The organism is Alteromonas ulvae, assembly GCF_048987005.1.
Lineage (GTDB): Bacteria > Pseudomonadota > Gammaproteobacteria > Enterobacterales > Alteromonadaceae > Alteromonas.
The window spans coordinates 326439-345953 of record NZ_CP185261.1 but is presented as its reverse complement, the minus strand read 5'-3'; the positions used below and the strand labels follow the sequence as shown (position 1 = coordinate 345953).

The window sequence follows — 19515 nt, the reverse complement described above, 5'->3', positions numbered from 1 at the left end:
AGATAACTTATGCAAAGGCTCCCTGCGTAGCAGTGCAGACATAAATATCGGCGTGGTAGCTGGTCTCATCAAAGTATTTATCAGCCACCACTTGTTTCACCGCATCAACAGTATCTGTTGGAACTAGTGCAACAACACATCCTCCAAAACCGCCACCGGTCATACGCACACCGCCCGTAACCCCAAGTAGCTCATCAATGATAGTGACAAGGTAATCAATAGGAGGCACCGTTATTTCAAAATCGTCTCGCATAGACACATGAGATTCGGCCATTGCCTTACTCACTGTTTCTATATCACCTATTTTTAAAGCGTTACTGGCTGACAAGGTTCGCTTATTTTCGGTAATAATATGTTTAGCTCTGCGGTAAACCACTTCAGGCATACGTGACTTTGCCGCTTCTAACATATCTATGTTGGCTTCTCGCAGCGAAGGTACACCTAATAGCGATGCGCCTTGCTCGCACTGCTGACGGCGAAGGTTGTATTCACTGTCTACCAATCCACGCTTCACGTTTGAATTAATAATGACAATCTGATGACTGTCAGGCAGCGGTGAGTGTTCAATTGACAACGATTGGCAATCAAGCAACATGGCTTTACCTTCGTTACCCATTGCCGATATAAGCTGATCCATAATGCCGCATGAACAGCCCACGAAGGTATTTTCCGCTTTCTGACCAAGAAGTGCGGCCTTCACGCCATCGAGAGGTAACTGATATAGGGCACTCATAGCTTTTAGTACTGCCACTTCAAATGACGCGGAAGAACTTAAGCCAGCACCCTGAGGTACATTACCCGTGACTAATAAATTGGCGCCACCAAATGAGGGGTAGTCCTCTTTAAGTACTTTAACCACACCGCGAACATAGTTTGCCCACCCCTGCTCGTCATCATAGTGAATATCTTCAAGGCTGAACGTATTTTGTTGGTTCTCGTAGTCCATTGCAGTAACAACAATGTTGTTGTCTTTTCGCTTTGATGCCGCTACCCAGGTGCCAAAGTTAATTGCCGCTGGAAATACGAAACCGCCATTATAATCGGTATGCTCCCCGATTAAGTTTACGCGGCCTGGTGCATGAGCTATCAGTGCCGGTTTTTCAGCAAAGCTTTCTTCAAAAGCTGAAGAGAGTATTTGATTATCCATTTACATTCTCACGTTTTTTATAATGCACGCTAGAAAGTGCCTTTAATCTGTCTGCGGCTTGTTCTGGCGTTAAATCACGCTGAGCCTCAGCCATCATTTCATAACCGACCATAAATTTTCGTACGCTTGCAGAGCGAAGCAGTGGCGGAAAGAAATGTGCGTGCAACGTCCATTCAGGATGTGCTTGTTTATCGAAAGGGGCACTATGCCATCCCATAGAGTATGGGAATGACGTTTCAAACAAATTGTCATAGCGCGTTGTAATATCGCCAATAATTTGTGCTAGCGAAAACGACTGTTCGTCGGTTAATTTGTGCAGTGCTGTTACATCAAAGCGAGGCAGTAACAATGTTTCAAACGGCCATGCTGCCCAATACGGCACTACCACAATCCAGTCATCGTTTTGACATACCACTCGTTTTTGTTTTGCAACTTCCTGCTCAGCGTAATCTAACAACAAAGGGCGTTTGTGCTCGTTGAAATAAGCACCTAATTGTACAAGTTTTTTAGCCGGATCCGTAGGCACATGCTGCTGCGCCCACACTTGTCCATGAGGATGAGGGTTAGAGCAGCCCATCATCGCTCCCTTGTTTTCAAATACCTGAACCCATTGATATTGCTGACCTAGCTCTTCTGTCTGTGATTTCCAGCATGCTACAACGTCTGCACGCTCTTGGTCTGTTAATTCAGGAAGGGTTTTACTGTGATCAGGCGAGAAGCAAATTACTCGGCTGCAGCCTTGCTCAGTCTCAAACTGAAAAAGCCCTTTTTTCTCGCTTGTTACAACCGTGTCTTTCTTGAGTGCAGCAAAATCGTTTTCAAAAACAAACGTGCCAGCGTAATTGGGATTGACCTCACCATTAACCCGCGTATTGCTTGGACATAGATAGCACGTGGGATCATAAGACGGCTTTTGCTCGTTGTTAGGCTCCTCCGACTGCCCTTGCCATGGTCGTTTCGCGCGATGCGGAGATACCAAAACCCACTCACCTAATAAGGGGTTAAATCTGCGGTGTGGATCATCTGACGGGTCGAATGGGCTTGCCATAGTCGCTCTCTATAAAAATGCGTTTTGTGGGTCTGACATTACGCCTTGGCAGAAAGTAATGCAGACGCCACACAAAAGGTTAAACGTTTACCCAAAATGATATAGTAATGTACCACTTTTATCAATGTTCGAAGAAAGAAAAACAAATGTTAATTAATATAACATTTAGCCTTGATTCGACAGCCGCCCTCATTGTGTTACATTGAAAGCGTAACGAATCTCCATATCTAAAGGCGAGTCTGGCGTTACAATGCAACTTGGGAAATGAGGCTTGTTCGGTGAGTCAGGGAAGAATTGGGGCTCTAAGCACAATGCGCCCATTTGCTGCTGAGTGTTAAGGTTACCGGTGTAAAACTGCAACCCTGGCAGGTTGGTGTAAAGCTTCATGGTAAGCCCGGTGTCGCTCGCACTCACTTCAGCTTGCGGCTTGGTGTTAGCACTTTGGCGCAATACGTAGTTGTGGTCGTATCCCCCAACCTTCTCAAACAGTTCAGATGAAGGCATATCATGCACATTCTTTCCTATTTGAGTGGGAACTCTAAAATCAAATGGGGTGTCATTCACAGCAACAAACTCACCGTTTGGTAGCAGTGTATTATCCGCATCGGTCACTTCATCTGCAGCAATAGTTAACGTTGTGCTTTCAATCGAGTCGTCATTGCTTAGCGTAAAATAAGCGTGCTGAGTGAAGCTTAGCGGGGTGGCCTTATCGGTCGTTGCTTTTATATGTAAGCTAAGCTCATTGTCATTATTTAGGGTGTAGCAGGCGGTTACCGCTACGTTTCCAGGAAAGCCTCCTTCCCCATCGCCGCTGAGTAGCGTTAGCGTGACACTTGCGCTTTGGTCATCACAATGGGTTGACGAGGCCCAATTACGTTTGTGAAAACCGGCATTACCGCCATGAAGGTTATGCTCGCCATTGTTTTTATCAAGGTGATAGGTTGTGCCATTAAGACTAAAACACCCATTGCCAATACGGTTAGCGTATCGCCCTACAATAGCACCGCGATAACTTTCATCAGCCATGTATTCGTCGAGCGAATCAAAGGTTTGAATACATTGCTTATCTGTTTTATTGGCATCGGGTAGCTTAATTTCTTTGATAATACCGCCGAGGCTTAATATCTTAACAACCATATTATTGCTATTCGATAACGTAAACATAGTTACTTGTTCGCCGTTCACTTCACCAAAGACTGATACCTGAATTTTCATAACCCTATTTTGCCTTTTGTACTTATCGTTAAACCACTGTGAGCAGTGCATCAGCGCTGCCTTTGTACCAAGGTTATACGTTTTCAATTATTTTTTGTAGCACGTAGTGTAAGAATTGAAGAACATAAGGAAGAAAACTAATGAGCACGATTAAGGACAACCAGTTCTAGGCCAACCCAATGCGTTCCCAAAATTCTATCGTTATTATCATCTCCCAAATTTTATTGAGTTAGGATCCTTAACCCCCTTAAATACCTTGATGAAAGCGCTAACTAAAGCGTTGGTAATTTATCAATTTCTGTAAATATAATGTAGTCTATGTATAAATTTTGGCCCTGCTTTCTGCGCTTCCATGTTTTTTATCATTCGTAAGTGTGGGTGTGAGCGAGTCTATCGTTATCAATAAAAAAGAAATGCGAAATCGAAATGGCAACAATTAAAGATATAGCTCAAGCGGCAGGGGTTTCACTTGCCACTGTGTCCCGCGTGATCAACGACGGGCCAAAAGTAGGCAGCGATACACGAAAACGCGTAAAAAAGATAATGGAAGACATGGGTTATCGCCCTAATGCAAACGCGCGAGCCTTAGTAACAAAGAGAAGTGCATCGTTAGGTGTTGTGATAGCCGAGTTACACGATCCATTTTTTGCCATGTTAGCTCACGGCGTTGAATCTGTTACTCGCAAGAACAACGTTCAAATATTGTTAAGTGCGGGGTCAATTGAAAAAGAAACAGAATTACGGGCTATAGAAACTTTGTTAGAGCATCGCGTTGAAGCCATGGTGGTTCACAGCAAGGCCCTTGATGATAAAGCCCTCGTCGAGTTCTCAAAACAAGTGCCGGGTTTTGTACTAATTAACCGATATATTCCTGAAATCGCTAATAGATGCGTATGGCTGGACAATGTCACCGGCGGACGTTTAATGGCTGAGTATGCGATTAACCAAGGCCACAAGCATGTGGCGGTTATCAGCAGTCAGTACCGAATAGACGACCCTAATCAACGGCTTGAAGGTGTTCGCACCGCTATAAAGCACGCCAATCTGGTATTGCCTGAAAGCATGATTGAGTATGCAACGCCAGATCAGGAGGGTGGTGAACTTGCAATGCAGAACTTATTGGCCACCGGCGCTAAATTTACCGCTGTATTAGCCTATAACGATGCTATGGCGTCAGGCGCAATGACAATGCTACAAGACCATGGTATTGCTGTACCAGAACAGGTATCAGTAATGGGTTACGATGATGTGTTGCTAGCCAAATATTGTCGTCCCAAACTCACCACCCTTCGCTACCCTGTTGAAATGATGGCGACAAAAGCTGCTGAGCTAGCCCTTAAGTATGCATCAGGGAAAAAACCAGAGGAAGGTCTAACCTTCAAATATACCCCCACTATTATAAAACGTGATTCAGTAGTGAGAATTTAAGTCTCCACCACCAATAGCGAATAGTTACAGGCAGCAAAGGCACAGCACGTAGACTTAAGTCTAAGACAAGTTTAGGGAGACTACTCGTTATGGTTATCCCCAATGTGGGAAAGCGATTGATCCTTCAATCAATTATGATCAAACTCACCTTGGATCTGCAGTAAATTTGCTGCAGCTATTGATTTTACTGACGTAACGTGATCGGATCAGTTGAGTTCAATTGGCCCCGATCGCTTACTATCATTGACTGTTAACAGAGTTACCAACAAGGTTTTCCACTATTTATCCACAGGCAAAAAGTGAAATAACGTGATGTTGTTTAACGAGATGCTTTTTGACGAGATGCTTTTTGACGAGATAGTTGGGATATGAAGCGCCGATATTCAGTAATCGTAAACGCTGAGTTTAATGTGGCGTTATGGGTTGCATCGGGAATAACAGAGATGTGCTTTTTCTCACTTGCACTGTCGGCGAGAAGTTGTTCGCTGATTACTTGAGGGGTAATTTTGTCCTTAGCACCGACGAGTAACCAAAGCGGACCATCAAAATGCCTGAGAATAGGGGCAATCTGCATACTATGCACTTCATCATGCAGCTTCATTGCAGTAAATGAATTGGAAAAGCCAGGCACCATATTGGCGATTAAATCAGATATATTATTGAATGCGCCGTCTAATACCAACCCGTCTATTGGTCTGTTTGCGGCCACATAACTCGCAAAGTAACTTCCAATACCACGTCCATGAACAATGGTCGGTAAGGAAGTATCAAAGGTATTTTTCACATAATCAAATTGGAAAAGTGCATCTTTTTTAATTGCATTAATGCTGAGATTTTCGGCCCTGTCACTTGCTCCAACGCCTTGATAGTCAAGCCATAGAATATTGGCGGGCAGCTTACCTAGCTGGTGTATCACGTTGTTATTTTCAGACACCGTCATTCGGTTATCAGCAAAGAACAGGATATTAACAACGGGCTTAGCATAAGAAACCGCAACGCCTCGTAGGGTTTCTCCCCCTTCGTTTTGAATTTCTACCATAGTAATACCAGCTGCCACTTTGTCTTTTTGAATAGCGCTGTGAAGTCGTGTGGTATCTAGTGGTTTTGTTTTGGCATCTTGATAAAAAAACGCGCTCGGCGATACTTTAATAGCACAACCCGCTAAAATTGTGCTTAAGGCCAGACAAAATATAAAAAAGAAGGCAGATTTAAAAGCCATGGGGAAGAACTGTCCGTGTTTTTGTATAATTTATTAAAGCAAAGTACCTTAAGCTTCACAAGCCAAACAGCCATGAGAAATTTTTCACGTTCGCTGTGCACCTGCTAAGCTGTGCACCTGCTAAGCTGTGCACCTGCTAAGTAGTGGCTATATAAGAGCTTCACCTTTTCTCAGCGCCTCTTTGCAGCTAGACTGCACCTAGAAAGTACCCAGACAGCACCTAAACCGTTAACACGGCACGCGCTTTCACCGCATCAAAGTCTCTATTTACTTTTAAGTACGCTGCACCATTTTCTGCATTCAATGTGACTTCCAATACCCCCGGCACGGCTAAAAGCGCTTCTTCAAGGGCTTGTCGCTTATTGCTATCAGGTTGCTTATTGGCATCAAGCAGCACGTCAGCACGTAGCCCGTTTAACATTACCCGCTTCACGGGGCTCACCTCTTTAAGGCCGCTTATTACGTAAATCCAAAGCAGTGTACTTAACGCCCCAACCAGATACGCCACGTTAGGAGACCAAATATCAGTAACAACACCAGATATTATTCCCCCTAAAAAGGCGCCCAAAAACTGAAAGCTAGCGTAAATACCCATGGCGGTTCCTTTTTGACCAGCAGGGGCAACGCTCGATACTAAAGCAGGAAAATTTGCCTCTAGGTAATTAAAGCCGGTAAAAAAAAGAATGACGGCTACTGTCGTTAGCCACCAGCTATTGCCATTTATGCCAAGGGCTAAAAATGCACTTCCCATCAATACCACACCCAATAATAATAACCATTTAGGCGTGCGCCCTCTCGCTATTCCCATCATAACAATGAGCCCTAAAATGGACACGCCTAAGACAGGAAGGTACATGCGCCAATGCTCACTCAGCGTCATATCAAAATTAGTTAACGTAACAGGTAGCTGCACGAACAACAGCGTAATCAACATATGCAGCACGAGAACGCTTACGTTTAAACGCCACAGCTGTGGGGACAGCATTAAATGACGAAGCTGACCTTTTTGAGGAAGTGTATCGCCACTGCTTAATGGTTCAGAACTCGGTACTACCCATTTTACTAACGGCATACACAGTACGGCTAACAGGCCCGTAACGGCAAAAACACCCGCTAGACCGTAGTAATTTGCAATTAATGGGCCGATGATAACAGCGAGATAAAACGAAAAACCAATAGCAATACCGATAATGGCGAGCACCTTTGCTCGCTGGCTTTCTCTGCTTACGTCGGTGGCCAGGGCCATAATAGCGCCGGCAATCGCTCCAGCGCCCTGTAGAATACGCCCAACAATCATCCATGCCATGGTGTCGGCGTTGGCAGCGACAAAACTACCCAGCGCAAACACACTAAGACCCAGCAGAATAACGGGTTTTCGACCCCACTTATCTGACATCATGCCCATGGGAATTTGCAACGCCGCCTGTGTCAGCCCATAGCCACCTACTGCTAAGCCTACCAACAAAGGAGAATAGTCTGGATAGTCCATCGCAGCCACAGCCAAAACAGGCATGACCATGAAAAGGCCCAACATACGTAAAACATAAACAGATGCTAGCGCAAGCGCCGCGCGTAATTCCAAAGCGTTCAAAGCGTCTGAGTTCCTCAAAGTTTACTGAGCCATAACAAGGTTGCAGAGTGTAGCATAATACTAGTCCGCATAAATTGTTGGTGTGCCCATGTAGGTTAAAACTGATTAATATAATCGCCAAAGTGAAAGACGGGGTTTATTAAGTCTTATCTTTAGCGCAACTCAGCAGTTCAAGATACAAATGAAGGTGATCTCACTTGCTTTCAAGCAGTATAACTTCAATGCCATATCACTTTAGTTGACACCTATGGCATACTGACCCTTTCATTCAGATTCTTTTTCTCATTAGGCTTCAATGGATAAAATCGAAATACGCGGTGCACGCACTCACAATTTGAAGAATATTGATTTAACACTGCCACGAGACAAACTGGTAGTGATTACTGGTCTTTCTGGATCAGGTAAATCATCTCTTGCATTTGACACTTTGTACGCCGAGGGACAGCGTCGTTACGTTGAGTCGCTCTCAGCCTATGCTCGTCAATTTTTATCAATGATGGAAAAGCCCGATGTAGATCATATCGAAGGCTTATCACCCGCTATTTCGATTGAACAAAAATCAACGTCGCATAACCCCCGTTCTACCGTGGGTACGATCACCGAAATATACGATTATTTGCGCCTCATGTTTGCCCGTGTTGGTACACCGCGCTGTCCCGACCACGATGTGCCTCTTGACGCACAAACCGTGAGTCAAATGGTGGATAAGGTGTTGGCCATGCCTGAGGGCAGTAAGCTTATGCTGCTTGCCCCTATTGTGAAGGAGCGAAAAGGCGAACACGTAAAAGCGCTACAAACCTTATCGGCACAAGGTTTTATTCGCGCTCGAATTGACGGCGAAGTATGCGATTTATCCGATCCACCGCCTCTGGACCTGCATAAGAAACATACTATTGAAGTGGTAGTAGACCGCTTTAAAGTGCGTGATGATATGGCGCTTCGTCTGTCTGAGTCTTTTGAGACCGCCTTATCGCTAGCCAACGGTAACGCGATTGTCGCCGACATGGACGATAAGGACGCGGAAGAAATTATATTCTCTGCTAACTTTGCTTGCCCCCACTGCGGTTACAGTTTAAGCGAACTAGAGCCTCGCTTGTTCTCATTTAACAACCCTGCAGGTGCGTGTCCAACTTGTGACGGACTTGGCACTCGCAACTTTTTCGACCCTTCTCGTGTTATCACCAACGCCGAGATTAGTTTGTCTGGCGGTGCTATTCGCGGCTGGGACAAACGCAGCTATTATTACTTTCAGATGCTGCAAGCTGTCGCCGAACACTACAAGTTCAGTTTAACCGCGCCGTTTGAGGAATTGGAAAAAGAGCATAAAGACATTGTGCTGTATGGCTCAAAAGGTAAGTCGTTATCGTTTAAGTATATCAACGAGCGCGGTGACATTATGGAGCGCAAGCACCCCTTCGAAGGCATAATTCCTAACATGGAACGCCGCTACCGCGAGACAGAGTCTAACTCGGTAAGAGAAGAGCTTGGCAAGTACTTAAGCCAGCAACATTGCAGTAGCTGTAATGGCTCTCGACTGCGGGTTGAAGCGCGCAACGTATTTATTCAGCAAACCACGCTACCCACTATCGCCGATATGTCGATAGCAGAAGCCTATACGTTTTTTGAAACTCTTGATCTAACTGGTCAAAAAGCACAAATTGCGGAGAAAATATTAAAAGAGATTTTGGACCGCCTACGTTTCTTGGTCAATGTAGGGCTAAACTACCTGTCTCTTTCTCGAAGCGCAGACACGTTATCCGGTGGTGAAGCACAGCGTATTCGCCTTGCCAGTCAAATAGGTGCAGGCTTAGTGGGTGTGATGTATGTACTTGATGAACCTTCAATTGGCTTACATCAACGAGACAACGAACGCTTATTAAAAACCCTTACCCACTTGCGCGACCTTGGAAATACCGTGCTTGTAGTAGAACACGATGAAGATGCCATTCGCCAAGCAGACCACGTTATCGACATTGGCCCCGGCGCTGGCGTACACGGCGGTGAAATTATCGCCCAGGGTACCATTGACGACATATTAGCAAGCGAGCACTCACTTACTGGAAAATATCTGTCGGGAAGAGAAAAGATTGATATTCCGCAAAAACGGAATCCAGCGAAAAACAATGAATGGCTTACGCTTAAAGGCGCTACCGGTAACAACTTGCAATCTGTTGACCTTCGCATACCCACGGGTGTGATGACCTGCGTAACGGGTGTATCAGGCTCGGGTAAATCGACGCTAATTAACGACACCTTCTATAAAATTGCACAGCGGGAGTTAAATAAGGCGACAACTGCAGAGCCTGCTGCCCATAAATCTATGGAAGGGTTAGAGTTGCTCGACAAAGTGGTCGATATTGACCAAAGCCCTATCGGCAGAACACCGCGTTCAAACCCTGCAACCTATGCGGGCATATTTACACCCATTAGAGAGATGTTTGCAGGTACGCAGGAGTCACGCTCACGGGGTTACAAACCAGGCCGCTTCAGCTTCAATGTGAAAGGCGGTCGTTGTGAAGCCTGCCAGGGCGACGGTGTGATTAAGGTAGAAATGCACTTTTTACCTGATGTATATGTGCCGTGCGACGTGTGTATGGGCAAACGCTATAACCGCGAAACACTAGACGTAAAATACAAAGATAAAAATATTCACGAAGTACTAGAGATGACGGTGGAAGACGCTCGCGTATTTTTTGATGCAGTGCCGTCGATTTCCCGCAAATTGCAAACATTGATGGATGTGGGTCTGTCTTACATAAAATTAGGTCAGGCGGCCACCACACTGTCTGGCGGTGAAGCGCAGCGTGTAAAACTCGCAAAAGAGTTATCAAAAAGAGACACCGGCCAAACCCTTTACATTCTTGATGAACCCACAACTGGGTTACATTTCCACGATATCAAACAGCTGCTTGCTGTACTGCACGAGCTCAGAGACCACGGAAATACTGTGGTAGTAATAGAGCATAACCTTGATGTGATTAAAACTGCTGACTGGATAGTAGACCTTGGTCCTGAAGGAGGATCCGGAGGTGGCCAGATAATTGCAGAGGGAACACCAGAGCATGTTGCTGAACAAGAAGCGTCGCATACAGGCCGTTTCTTAAAGCCATTGCTTGAATAAGCCTGCCAAAAATTACAAACAGGTAGGTAAAAATCGCTCGCTCTCGCGTTAGCGTTTTTTACCCACTTGTTCATTCTGGTCAGAGCTTTATTTTAACCCATCATGAGTTACGATGATGACAGTTAATATGCAGTTTATATTACCGGAGCAAAGAATGAATCAAACACCACCATTGGCCCTAGTAAAAACGTGGTATGACCTACTCTCTTCGTCTGAAGACAACAGTGTAAAGCAGCATGCCCAGCAAATGTTGCTTAACGCCTTCGAATCACCTGAGGCTATCGCTACCTATTTGAAAGCAAACAATATTCTCAAGCACTAAGACGCTTCATTAGTCATTAGCGCTCGTTGAATATGGGTGACGTGTTCCTATTCAGGCGTTGCTAGAATTTAGACGCCTGAATAGCAAGTCCCTCACACACTGAATTAAATGCGTCGTTTTCTAAGCGTGGAAGCCCTGTCAGTAAGTTTTCGTACAGCGCATCCACCACGATGGGCGACAAACTCATACCCCCGGTGATCATGACCACCTCTGGTTTCACCTCGGTGTTGTCTAAACACTCGGTCACTAAGGTCTTAACCTTATCAAGCCACGGCTTTAACGCCTTTTGGAGTGAATCTTGGCTAATATCCACACCAAACTCGTCTTCAATATAATGCAGCGGCAGCGTGATACGAGGTTTGCTCGACAATAGCTCTTTAGCCATACGGGCAGAGTTAACGATGCGTGCCGACAGTTTATTTTCCTGAACGATCAACAGCCGCTCTAATTGGGCAGGCTCTTTAATGAGTGACATAGTTTGAGAAATATCCAATCCATAGTCATCAGAAAAGAAGCGCATTAAGGCAGGAATGTTATCTACCGCGCACATATCAGAGAAGTAAGTTGGCGGTACGGGCAGGCCGTTCATCATTTTCAGCCCCATACCCATTTCAGGAGCGATCGTTTTAAGCACCAGGCTTTTATCGCAATCCATGCCTCCCAAGCGTCGTCCTGTTACCGACAACACATCTTGCTTTCTATCTAACTGATTAGTGCGCTCTGGAGAAAGGTTAATGCAGCAAATATCGGTAGTACCGCCACCAATATCCACAATAAGTGTTGTGGTATCTCGCGGCAAGGTTTGCTCAATTTTGTAAGCCGCAGCAATAGGCTCATCCAAGAAGTTTACCGTTGAAAAGCCAGCTTGTTTGGCCGCTTCGGTCATAATTTCTATGGCTTGAATGTTCCCTTCTTCACCGCGCGTGCCGTGAAACTTCACCGGACGACCAATCACCGCCGAATCGATGTTTGTATTGAGCTGCTCTTGAGCACATTGCTTAAAGTAGCCAAGTTGTTTTGCAATAATGCCCACAAAGGCTTTCTTTTGGTCGCTATCTAGCGATGCACCTAGGAAGTTTTTGGGTGAGTAAATTAGGCGCCCTTTTTCAGGCATTTTCAAAAATCGGCGAAAACCAGCTTCACCAAAAGCAAACTTACCGTGCTCTACCAACCTTAACAGAGGTATTTCATCTAGGGACATGGCGTGCATCAGCTGCGCGATAGCTTTACGTTGCAGCGCAGGCTTATTGTGAAGATCGCCACGCAGAGAATTAATGCGTTGGTTATACGTAGCTTGCTCTTTAGGGTCTTTTGCTGAGTAATAACCGTCTTTGGCTTTATCTATTTGCTCGTTAATAGCACGCTGCAACTGGGCCACTTTCGCTTCAACCATGGCATCGGGCGGCGGTGGCAGCTCGTCTTCAAAGTAAATAAATACCGACGAACGAATCTTATTGCCCTTCTTATCCAGAGGGTCAAGTTTGATGTGCTGATGGGTGGCACCATCAAAATACACCACTTCAGAATTTGATGTGCCGTAATCAATCCCAATTGCAGTCATAGTTATTACGTAAAAGAAATTTGGTGCGAATTGTAATGTAAAACAATCCATTGGTCACACTAACTGTCACTTTCTTGCTCCATTTTTATCAGCTAGATTATTAATAGGAAGAACCAGCGTTGCTGAAAACCACACTACTTAATGCTAGAGTTGCTAAAAACAAAATATAAGCGCTGTACTCTATGACCAATGAAACTCCGTTAGTCACATCATTCGATGTGCGTTTTTGTGAAACTGATGCGCTGCAGCATGTGAGTAATACGGCGTTAGTGGCATGGTTTGAAGCCGCTCGCGAGCCCATTTTCCGCATGTTTACCCCCGAGTTGGATTTACAAAATTGGCCGCTTATTTTGGCTAGCTACAAAGTGAATTTTTTAGCGCAGATTTTCTATGGCAAACCAGTAACCGTAAAAACCTTTATAAGCCGGTTAGGCAACAGTGCATTCGATGTGTTTCAGGAGCTGTGGCAAGACGACAAACTATGCTCAACAGGCGTGACTACCATGGTGCATTTTGATTACAACACTCAGCGCTCAGCGCCTATCCCTGATGAGGTGAAAGCCATGCTTCATTCTCACTTCAAAGACATTTCAGATAAGTAACGCAGGGGGTAAGGAAGCGCCATGAGCGATTTAATAGAAGTCATTGATGATGTTTTACCGCCAGAGCTGTGTACGCAGCTTATGGACCGGTTTGAAAACAGCCCCAACTTGAGCCAAGGCCGTACTGGTGGCGGCGTTGATTTAGATAAAAAGCGCAGCACCGATGTGTCGATTAGCCGTAACGACGAGTTCCAAGATTTATTTAAGCAGGTAATGCAGCACACGGGTCAACAGTTAGTGGCGTATATCGAGAAATACTATTACGCACTCGTAGGACCCATTGGGCTGACCGTAAAGCACCCAAAAACTGGCAAGCCCGTAAAGCTTACCGGAGAAAATTTCGAAGAAGTCGGCAAGCCGAATTTGGCGAACTTAGTAAATTACCTATTTCGCGTGGGCGATGTCAATGCTCAGCGTTATACCGCGGGCAACGGAGGCTACCCTTACTGGCACTCAGAAGTGTACCCACAGCTTCAACATAACGATGCACTACACCGAGTATTACTGTTTATGTATTATCTCAATGACGTGGATGATGGCGGCGAAACTGAGTTCTATTATCAAGACCGTTCAGTAAAACCAAAAGCCGGAAGAATGGTGATTGCACCAGCGTATTTTACCCATACTCACCGCGGGCAAATACCTAAGAGTAATGACAAGTATATTCTAACCTCGTGGCTCTTATTTAACCGTGCAGAGCATATTTACACCCAAGGGTAGTGGCAAAAGCTGGGCAATATCGAAGGGTTAAAACCCTTCGACGGCCTCACCTTTCAAACGATAGCCCACCGAGGCAATATCGCCCTTCCAACTATCTGTAGACAACTCGCCCGTCACCCAAATTGCATCGTAAATATTGTCGATAGCAATGCCTTCTTCAAACTTAACATACACAATTTGATTAGAGGGTGGTGGCGGAACGTGGATACAAGCGCCAAAAAACGGCACTAATAAAAACTCGGTGGTAAGTTCGGCCGTGCCCTCAAGAGGAACCACAAAGCCCGGAATTTTAACCCGTTTACCGTCATAGGTATCTACCACAGGCGCGTCGGGCTGTATTTGACTCATCTCACCGTTGTGCTGCACTGCTGGCGGCGCTAGTTCGTTGAAGCCAGGTGGAACCAAATCCTCCCAATACACTTCTACCGGCGCCTCTTGAGCTTGCGCTGAAACTGCGAAAAGCATCAAGCAGGATACGAACGCAAATAATGATGTTACTTTTGCAGTAGCCATAATCCTCTCTTATAAACAAAAACGGGCTGGTCGTAACCAGCCCGTTGTAGCATTACATTCACCTAAGGTGAATTATTCTGCTTTGAAACGCTCAACACTTGAGACAATCTCAGCTTTAGCAGCTGCAGCGTCATCCCAACCGTCAATTTTTACCCACTTACCAGGCTCTAAATCTTTGTAGTGCTCAAAGAAGTGCTCAATTTGCTTAAGCAGCAACGCAGGTACGTCGGCCAATTCTTTAACATCGCGGTAAATAGTAGATAGCTTGTCTACCGGTACAGCAAGCACTTTAGCGTCTTTGCCCGACTCATCAGTCATGTTCAATACGCCAACAGGACGACACTTAATCACCGAACCCGCAAGTAGTGGGAAAGGCGTCATTACCAATACATCAACCGGGTCACCGTCTTCAGACAAGGTGTTGTTAACGTAACCGTAGTTAGTTGGGTAATGCATGCATGTCGCCATAAAGCGGTCTACATACAACGCACCAGTATCTTTATCTACTTCATACTTAACTGGGTCAGCGTGTGCTGGGATTTCGATAATTACATTCACTTCATCAGGCAAATTCTTGCCCGCAGGAACAGCATTCAAGCTCATTCAATTGTCCTTACAATAATAGGTTAGAAATTTTGCCCGTAAGTATACGGTGACAGCGGCAAAATAAAAATGGTTTAAGACTGATGTCTCACCAAACTGTTGGATTTTGCCGCCTTATAATGACTACTTTGTGTTTTATTAAGCTTTTTTGGCGTAGCTCAAGCACATATCCACTTCTTCACTCGAGCCGATAATACAAGGTACACGCTGATGAATCTCTTCTGGCATCACTTCAAGTATGCGGCCTTCACCTGTTTCTGCTTTGCCACCAGCCTGTTCCATCAAAAACGCCATTGGGTTTGCTTCATATAACAAACGCAGTTTTCCTGGCTTTGACGGGTCGCGATTATCAAACGGGTACATAAAAATTCCGCCACGACATAATAAGCGATGAATATCGCCCACCATGGCAGCTACCCAGCGCATATTATAGTTTTTCTCGCGTGGGCCATCTTTTCCGGCTAGCAAGTCGGCAATGTAAGCCTGCATTGAAGGCTCCCAATGGCGCTGGTTGGAGGCGTTAATCGAAAACTCAGAGGTTTGCGCCGGTACTTGAATATTGGGGTGCGTTAATAGAAAGCCACCGTGGGTTTTATCTAGCGTGTATATGTGCGTTCCGCGGCCCGTGGTAAGTGCAAGCATAGTTGACGGCCCGTAAAGCACGTAGCCTGCTGCTACCATCTGTGTACCGGGCTGTAAAAATGCCGAAGGATCATCAGGCTCCATCCACTGAGGCGCATGAGCAATAGAGAATATGGTACCAATCAAACTGTTGATTTCAGTATTTGAAGAGCCGTCTAGCGGATCAAAACTTACTAAGTATTTGCCCTCAGGGTTACAGGGTACAACATCGTCTTCTTCTTCTGATGAAATCGCTTTAACGTATCCCGACTCTCTCAGCGTATCTTTTAAAATATGATTAGAAATAACATCGAGCTTCTTTTGCGTCTCGCCCTGCACGTTCTCAGAGAGCGTTGAACCCAGTACGCCAGCAAGGGCGCCCTGACTGACACGGAAAGAAATTTCTTTGCAACCCGCTAACAACGTACGAATGAGCAATATTAGCTCAAGCGGTGCACCGTCTTGTTGCAGTTGAGAGTTTAAACGTTTCATTTTTTAAAGCCTTTTTTTCGAGTGTAGGGTGTGGTGTTACAAGACGCACAGTTTTCGCACTGGCTTATCGCTCGTTGCTCTGCCAGTTAGTCCTTTGCCAGTGTGTCCTTTGCAAAAGCGTGTATAGACGGCGCGTTAGCAATGTGCCGCAAATCAATTGTAACCATGTTCGCCTAGAAATAGAACAGACATACAGGGTTATATACCATCAGAGTAACATTCACACACCATACCAGTGTAAACTTCATCATTATGTATGTTTCCATGAATAGAGTTAATTCGTGTGGATAAGTAGTAATTCGTAATTAGCCAGTATTCTGTAAGATAGCGCTCACAACCACACCAGATTGTGCTTGCCCAATAAGCAAAAAAGAAAGCCAGTAGCAGCGGTTCAAGACAGCGGCGCTTCATGAACAAGCGTAGGTTCGGATCGTTACTCGAATTACATGACCGAATAGGCATATGACAAGATAACGTTGTAAGGCAGGAGCAATAGAGAAAGATAGGCTTTACAAAAATCATTAACCAATGAAATATAGGCTATCGACAGAGGTAATATCAGAATATGCTCATTGAAATCGCTACACACCCAGCTACTGAGTCACTGGCTATCATCGCATTTGTGTTTTATGTAACCTTAGCTGCGCGAGGCAGTATTTGGTGTTGGGCCTCAGGCTTTCTTACCTCATTTTTATACACATTTATTTTTCTTGGTGCCCACGTCACTTCGCAATTATTTTTAAATATCCTTTATATGCTAATGTCAGTGTGGGGCTGGTATAATTGGACATTATCAACTTCAGATAGTCAAATCAGCATTTATCAATTCAGTACTATTAAACAACAAGTAACGGTTTTGCCCTTGCTACTACTAGCGATTGCAATCTTGATGGTGTTACTACCGTCAATATTTTTCAATGTGAATCCTTTATTAGACGCCTCTATCACCGTATTTAGTGTATATGCCACCATATTGACCATATATCGTCGCATAGAGAACTGGATTTACTGGATTGCACTCAACAGCTGTAATACATACTTATTTTCACAAGGGGAATTAAGCCAAACCGCATTTTTGTATCTATCCATGACACTTATCTCTGCTTACGGTTTTTTCAATTGGAGGAAATTGCAGCGCAGGGATGTTGGTGGCATATTGCCTGACAGAGACAGGCGTCTCTGCAATCGCTGACGTAAAGCGAAACTCAATAAGCTCACCTTGAATCTATCCTGTTTTTTGTCAAATTCAATTATCAAAATCTTTTGAGGTTCTGATAGAGTACCCCCCATAAACGATAAGAACGAGAATGCGCTATGCATGTACATATTTTGGGTATCTGCGGAAGTTTTATGGGCGGCATTGCAGCCATCGCTAAGTCACTTGGGCACGAAGTGACAGGGTCTGATAGCAATGTGTACCCCCCCATGAGCACCCAGTTAGAGGCTTTGGGAATAACACTTACCGAAGGATTTGACGAATGCCAGTTTTCGCCAACACCTGATATCGTTATTATTGGTAACGCCTTGTCTCGCGGCAACCCTGCCGTAGAATATGTGCTTAGCCGCAACCTAGCCTATACCAGCGGGCCGCAGTGGCTATTAGATAATTTACTTAAAGATAGATGGGTCATTGGATTATCGGGCACCCATGGTAAAACAACTACCAGCAGTATGGTGGCATGGATATTAGACTATACGGGGCTAAATCCTGGCTATCTTATTGGCGGCGTTCCTGAGAACTTTGGCGTTTCAGCACGCGTTGGCGATGGGCCATTCTTTGTCATTGAAGCGGATGAATACGACAGCGCGTTTTTTGACAAACGCTCTAAGTTTGTACACTACCGCCCAAAAACACTGGTCATTAATAACTTAGAGTTTGACCACGCAGATATCTTTCCTAATTTGGCTGCCATACAAACCCAGTTTCATCACCTCATTAGAATGGTGCCAGAAAATGGCCTAATTCTTTCACCAAGTGACGTACCTGCTATTGAAGAAACCTTAGCCCAGGGCTGTTGGTCGTCTCGCCAATGTTTACATAAAGAGTGGTCTAGTCAATTACTGAACAAAGACGGCAGTCAATTTGATGTTATCCATAATGGTGACACCAAAGGTACCGTAACGTGGTCGCTTCTTGGTCAGCACAATGTGGACAATGGCCTTATGGCAATTGCCGCTGCTCACCATGCTGGTGTAACGCTACCAGATGCAATTGCAGCACTCGCCCATTTCAAAAATGTAAAACGCAGAATGGAGGTTAAGGGCGTGGTGAATGGCATCACGGTATACGATGACTTCGCTCACCACCCTACCGCCATAGCAACCACCCTTGATGGCCTTCGCAATAAAGTAGGCAATGCGCGAATTCATGCCGTGTTAGAGCCCCGCTCTAACACGATGAGAATGGGCATTCACAAAAACACACTGGCAAACTCGTGGCAGCAAGCCGACGAGGTATACTTATACGAGCCCAAAGAAATGGGATGGTCGTTAAGTGAAGCTGCGGCACAAAGCCCCGTTTCCTCACAGTGTTTTAATGAGGTAGAACCGATCGTTCAATCCCTCGCTAACGTAGCACTGCCAGGCGATCACATTCTCATTATGAGCAATGGTGGTTTCGACGGTATTCACGGGCGTTTATTAGATGCGCTGAGTAAAAAATTTAACAGGGCCAACACATGAAACATGACAAGCAAGTCACCCTTGCTATTACCGGCGCATCAGGCGCACCGTATGCGCTTACATTACTGCAATCACTCGTTAGCGCCGACTATCAAGTTTACGTGCTTATCTCCTCTGCGGCTAAAGTGGTGTTCGCTACCGAAGAAAACGTAAAAATTCCCTCGCGTCCTGAAGACGCAGCGGCATTTTTTACCGAGCACTGCGGCGGTAAACCTGGTCAAATTAAGGTGTTTGGAAAAGAAGAGTGGTTTTCTCCGGTTGCCTCCGGCTCGGCGGCGCCGGCTAAAATGGTGGTGTGCCCTTGCTCTACCGGCACGTTATCGGCTATCTCTATTGGGGCGAGTGATAACCTTATTGAGCGGGCAGCCGACGTAGTACTTAAAGAGCGAGGCCAGCTTATTTTAGTCCCCCGTGAAATGCCGCTTTCCTCTATTCACCTAGAAAATATGTTAAAACTGTCACAAATGGGTGCCACAATTATGCCAGCAGCACCCGGGTTCTATCACAATCCTAAAACGATTGATGATCTGGTAGACTTCGTTGTGGCTCGAATTTTAGACCACTTAGGTATAGAACAATCATTGGTTGCTCGTTGGGGCTACCAATCGTCAAAACATTCAGAGGAATAAC

Annotated in this window: 17 protein-coding genes; 8 read left to right on the top strand and 9 right to left on the bottom strand. The window is 45.2% G+C overall.

Translation table 11 applies throughout. The features are described 5' to 3' along the window. Window positions 1–7: 7 nt before the first annotated feature. From galK to ACOJR9_RS01460, 3 genes are all read right to left on the bottom strand, one after another. Complete coding sequence (gene galK, locus ACOJR9_RS01470; protein ID WP_420934669.1) at window positions 8–1147, bottom strand: galactokinase; 1140 nt, start codon at window positions 1145–1147, stop codon at window positions 8–10. Beyond that, complete coding sequence (locus tag ACOJR9_RS01465) at window positions 1140–2195, bottom strand: UDP-glucose--hexose-1-phosphate uridylyltransferase (RefSeq protein ID WP_420934668.1); 1056 nt, start codon at window positions 2193–2195, stop codon at window positions 1140–1142. The genes galK and ACOJR9_RS01465 overlap by 8 nt, the downstream gene beginning before the upstream one ends. A 189-nt stretch (window positions 2196–2384) precedes the next feature. Next, the gene (locus tag ACOJR9_RS01460) at window positions 2385–3410 is read right to left on the bottom strand and encodes an aldose epimerase family protein (protein WP_420934667.1); all 1026 of its coding nucleotides are present in this window, start codon (window positions 3408–3410) and stop codon (window positions 2385–2387) included. Between the two features lie 426 nt (window positions 3411–3836). On the opposite strand from ACOJR9_RS01460, the gene ACOJR9_RS01455 reads away from it, so the two are divergent. Beyond that, window positions 3837–4838: a LacI family DNA-binding transcriptional regulator gene (locus ACOJR9_RS01455; RefSeq protein WP_420934666.1), complete on the top strand. Its 1002-nt coding sequence runs from the start codon at window positions 3837–3839 to the stop codon at window positions 4836–4838. A gap of 319 nt (window positions 4839–5157) precedes the next feature. On the opposite strand, the gene ACOJR9_RS01450 is transcribed toward ACOJR9_RS01455, so the two are convergent. Then, window positions 5158–6057 (bottom strand): alpha/beta hydrolase, encoded by a 900-nt coding sequence (locus ACOJR9_RS01450; protein ID WP_420934665.1) that lies wholly within the window; start codon window positions 6055–6057, stop codon window positions 5158–5160. Between the two features lie 220 nt (window positions 6058–6277). Beyond that, complete coding sequence (locus ACOJR9_RS01445; RefSeq protein ID WP_420934664.1) at window positions 6278–7648, bottom strand: MFS transporter; 1371 nt, start codon at window positions 7646–7648, stop codon at window positions 6278–6280. A 295-nt stretch (window positions 7649–7943) separates the two neighbouring features. On the opposite strand from ACOJR9_RS01445, the gene uvrA reads away from it, so the two are divergent. Then, on the top strand, window positions 7944–10769 hold the full coding sequence (gene uvrA, locus ACOJR9_RS01440) for an excinuclease ABC subunit UvrA (protein WP_420934663.1): 2826 nt from the start codon (window positions 7944–7946) through the stop codon (window positions 10767–10769). Window positions 10770–10881: 112 nt separating this feature from the next. After that, window positions 10882–11091 (top strand): hypothetical protein, encoded by a 210-nt coding sequence (locus tag ACOJR9_RS01435; protein ID WP_420934662.1) that lies wholly within the window; start codon window positions 10882–10884, stop codon window positions 11089–11091. Between the two features lie 61 nt (window positions 11092–11152). Here the strand turns inward: ACOJR9_RS01435 and ACOJR9_RS01430 are convergent, their stop codons facing one another. Continuing rightward, window positions 11153–12652, bottom strand: a complete 1500-nt coding sequence (locus tag ACOJR9_RS01430; protein ID WP_420934661.1) for an Hsp70 family protein — start codon at window positions 12650–12652, stop codon at window positions 11153–11155. Window positions 12653–12834: 182 nt separating this feature from the next. Between ACOJR9_RS01430 and ACOJR9_RS01425 the strand changes: the two genes are divergently transcribed. Both ACOJR9_RS01425 and ACOJR9_RS01420 read left to right on the top strand, forming a co-directional pair. Beyond that, entirely contained in the window at window positions 12835–13254 is a 420-nt protein-coding gene (locus tag ACOJR9_RS01425; protein WP_349377182.1) for a thioesterase family protein, read from the top strand. A gap of 21 nt (window positions 13255–13275) precedes the next feature. Then, window positions 13276–13974 carry a 2OG-Fe(II) oxygenase gene (locus tag ACOJR9_RS01420; RefSeq protein WP_420934660.1) on the top strand — a complete coding sequence of 233 codons (699 nt, stop codon included), beginning with the start codon at window positions 13276–13278 and terminating at the stop codon, window positions 13972–13974. A 27-nt stretch (window positions 13975–14001) separates the two neighbouring features. Here the strand turns inward: ACOJR9_RS01420 and ACOJR9_RS01415 are convergent, their stop codons facing one another. The 3 genes from ACOJR9_RS01415 to ACOJR9_RS01405 form a co-directional block, all read right to left on the bottom strand. Beyond that, a complete protein-coding gene (locus ACOJR9_RS01415; RefSeq protein WP_420934659.1) occupies window positions 14002–14487 on the bottom strand; it encodes a DUF3299 domain-containing protein in 486 nt (161 codons plus the stop codon). A 72-nt stretch (window positions 14488–14559) separates the two neighbouring features. Next, on the bottom strand, window positions 14560–15090 hold the full coding sequence (gene ppa, locus ACOJR9_RS01410; protein WP_163106603.1) for an inorganic diphosphatase: 531 nt from the start codon (window positions 15088–15090) through the stop codon (window positions 14560–14562). A 138-nt stretch (window positions 15091–15228) separates the two neighbouring features. Then, window positions 15229–16203 carry a class 1 fructose-bisphosphatase gene (locus tag ACOJR9_RS01405; RefSeq protein WP_420934658.1) on the bottom strand — a complete coding sequence of 325 codons (975 nt, stop codon included), beginning with the start codon at window positions 16201–16203 and terminating at the stop codon, window positions 15229–15231. Window positions 16204–16768: 565 nt separating this feature from the next. On the opposite strand from ACOJR9_RS01405, the gene pnuC reads away from it, so the two are divergent. The 3 genes from pnuC to ACOJR9_RS01390 all read left to right on the top strand — a co-directional run bounded on the left by pnuC (window position 16769) and on the right by ACOJR9_RS01390 (window position 19514). Then, the gene (pnuC, locus tag ACOJR9_RS01400; RefSeq protein WP_420934657.1) at window positions 16769–17395 is read left to right on the top strand and encodes a nicotinamide riboside transporter PnuC; all 627 of its coding nucleotides are present in this window, start codon (window positions 16769–16771) and stop codon (window positions 17393–17395) included. Window positions 17396–17517: 122 nt separating this feature from the next. Next, on the top strand, window positions 17518–18885 hold the full coding sequence (gene mpl, locus ACOJR9_RS01395; protein WP_420934656.1) for a UDP-N-acetylmuramate:L-alanyl-gamma-D-glutamyl-meso-diaminopimelate ligase: 1368 nt from the start codon (window positions 17518–17520) through the stop codon (window positions 18883–18885). Beyond that, the gene (locus ACOJR9_RS01390) at window positions 18882–19514 is read left to right on the top strand and encodes a flavin prenyltransferase UbiX (RefSeq protein WP_032097062.1); all 633 of its coding nucleotides are present in this window, start codon (window positions 18882–18884) and stop codon (window positions 19512–19514) included. Before mpl ends, ACOJR9_RS01390 begins: the two co-directional genes overlap by 4 nt. The last annotated feature ends 1 nt before the right edge of the window (window position 19515 follow it).

Coding starts and splice junctions, on each gene's coding strand:
- ACOJR9_RS01450 (WP_420934665.1), bottom strand. CDS start 6,057: ATGGCTTTTAAATCTGCCTTCTTTTTTATATTTTGTCTGGCCTTAAGC.
- ACOJR9_RS01390 (WP_032097062.1), top strand. CDS start 18,882: ATGAAACATGACAAGCAAGTCACCCTTGCTATTACCGGCGCATCAGGC.
- galK (WP_420934669.1), bottom strand. CDS start 1,147: ATGGATAATCAAATACTCTCTTCAGCTTTTGAAGAAAGCTTTGCTGAA.
- ACOJR9_RS01435 (WP_420934662.1), top strand. CDS start 10,882: ATGATGACAGTTAATATGCAGTTTATATTACCGGAGCAAAGAATGAAT.
- mpl (WP_420934656.1), top strand. CDS start 17,518: ATGCATGTACATATTTTGGGTATCTGCGGAAGTTTTATGGGCGGCATT.
- ACOJR9_RS01405 (WP_420934658.1), bottom strand. CDS start 16,203: ATGAAACGTTTAAACTCTCAACTGCAACAAGACGGTGCACCGCTTGAG.
- ACOJR9_RS01420 (WP_420934660.1), top strand. CDS start 13,276: ATGAGCGATTTAATAGAAGTCATTGATGATGTTTTACCGCCAGAGCTG.
- ACOJR9_RS01430 (WP_420934661.1), bottom strand. CDS start 12,652: ATGACTGCAATTGGGATTGATTACGGCACATCAAATTCTGAAGTGGTG.
- pnuC (WP_420934657.1), top strand. CDS start 16,769: ATGCTCATTGAAATCGCTACACACCCAGCTACTGAGTCACTGGCTATC.
- ACOJR9_RS01460 (WP_420934667.1), bottom strand. CDS start 3,410: ATGAAAATTCAGGTATCAGTCTTTGGTGAAGTGAACGGCGAACAAGTA.
- uvrA (WP_420934663.1), top strand. CDS start 7,944: ATGGATAAAATCGAAATACGCGGTGCACGCACTCACAATTTGAAGAAT.
- ACOJR9_RS01455 (WP_420934666.1), top strand. CDS start 3,837: ATGGCAACAATTAAAGATATAGCTCAAGCGGCAGGGGTTTCACTTGCC.
- ACOJR9_RS01415 (WP_420934659.1), bottom strand. CDS start 14,487: ATGGCTACTGCAAAAGTAACATCATTATTTGCGTTCGTATCCTGCTTG.
- ACOJR9_RS01465 (WP_420934668.1), bottom strand. CDS start 2,195: ATGGCAAGCCCATTCGACCCGTCAGATGATCCACACCGCAGATTTAAC.
- ACOJR9_RS01425 (WP_349377182.1), top strand. CDS start 12,835: ATGACCAATGAAACTCCGTTAGTCACATCATTCGATGTGCGTTTTTGT.
- ppa (WP_163106603.1), bottom strand. CDS start 15,090: ATGAGCTTGAATGCTGTTCCTGCGGGCAAGAATTTGCCTGATGAAGTG.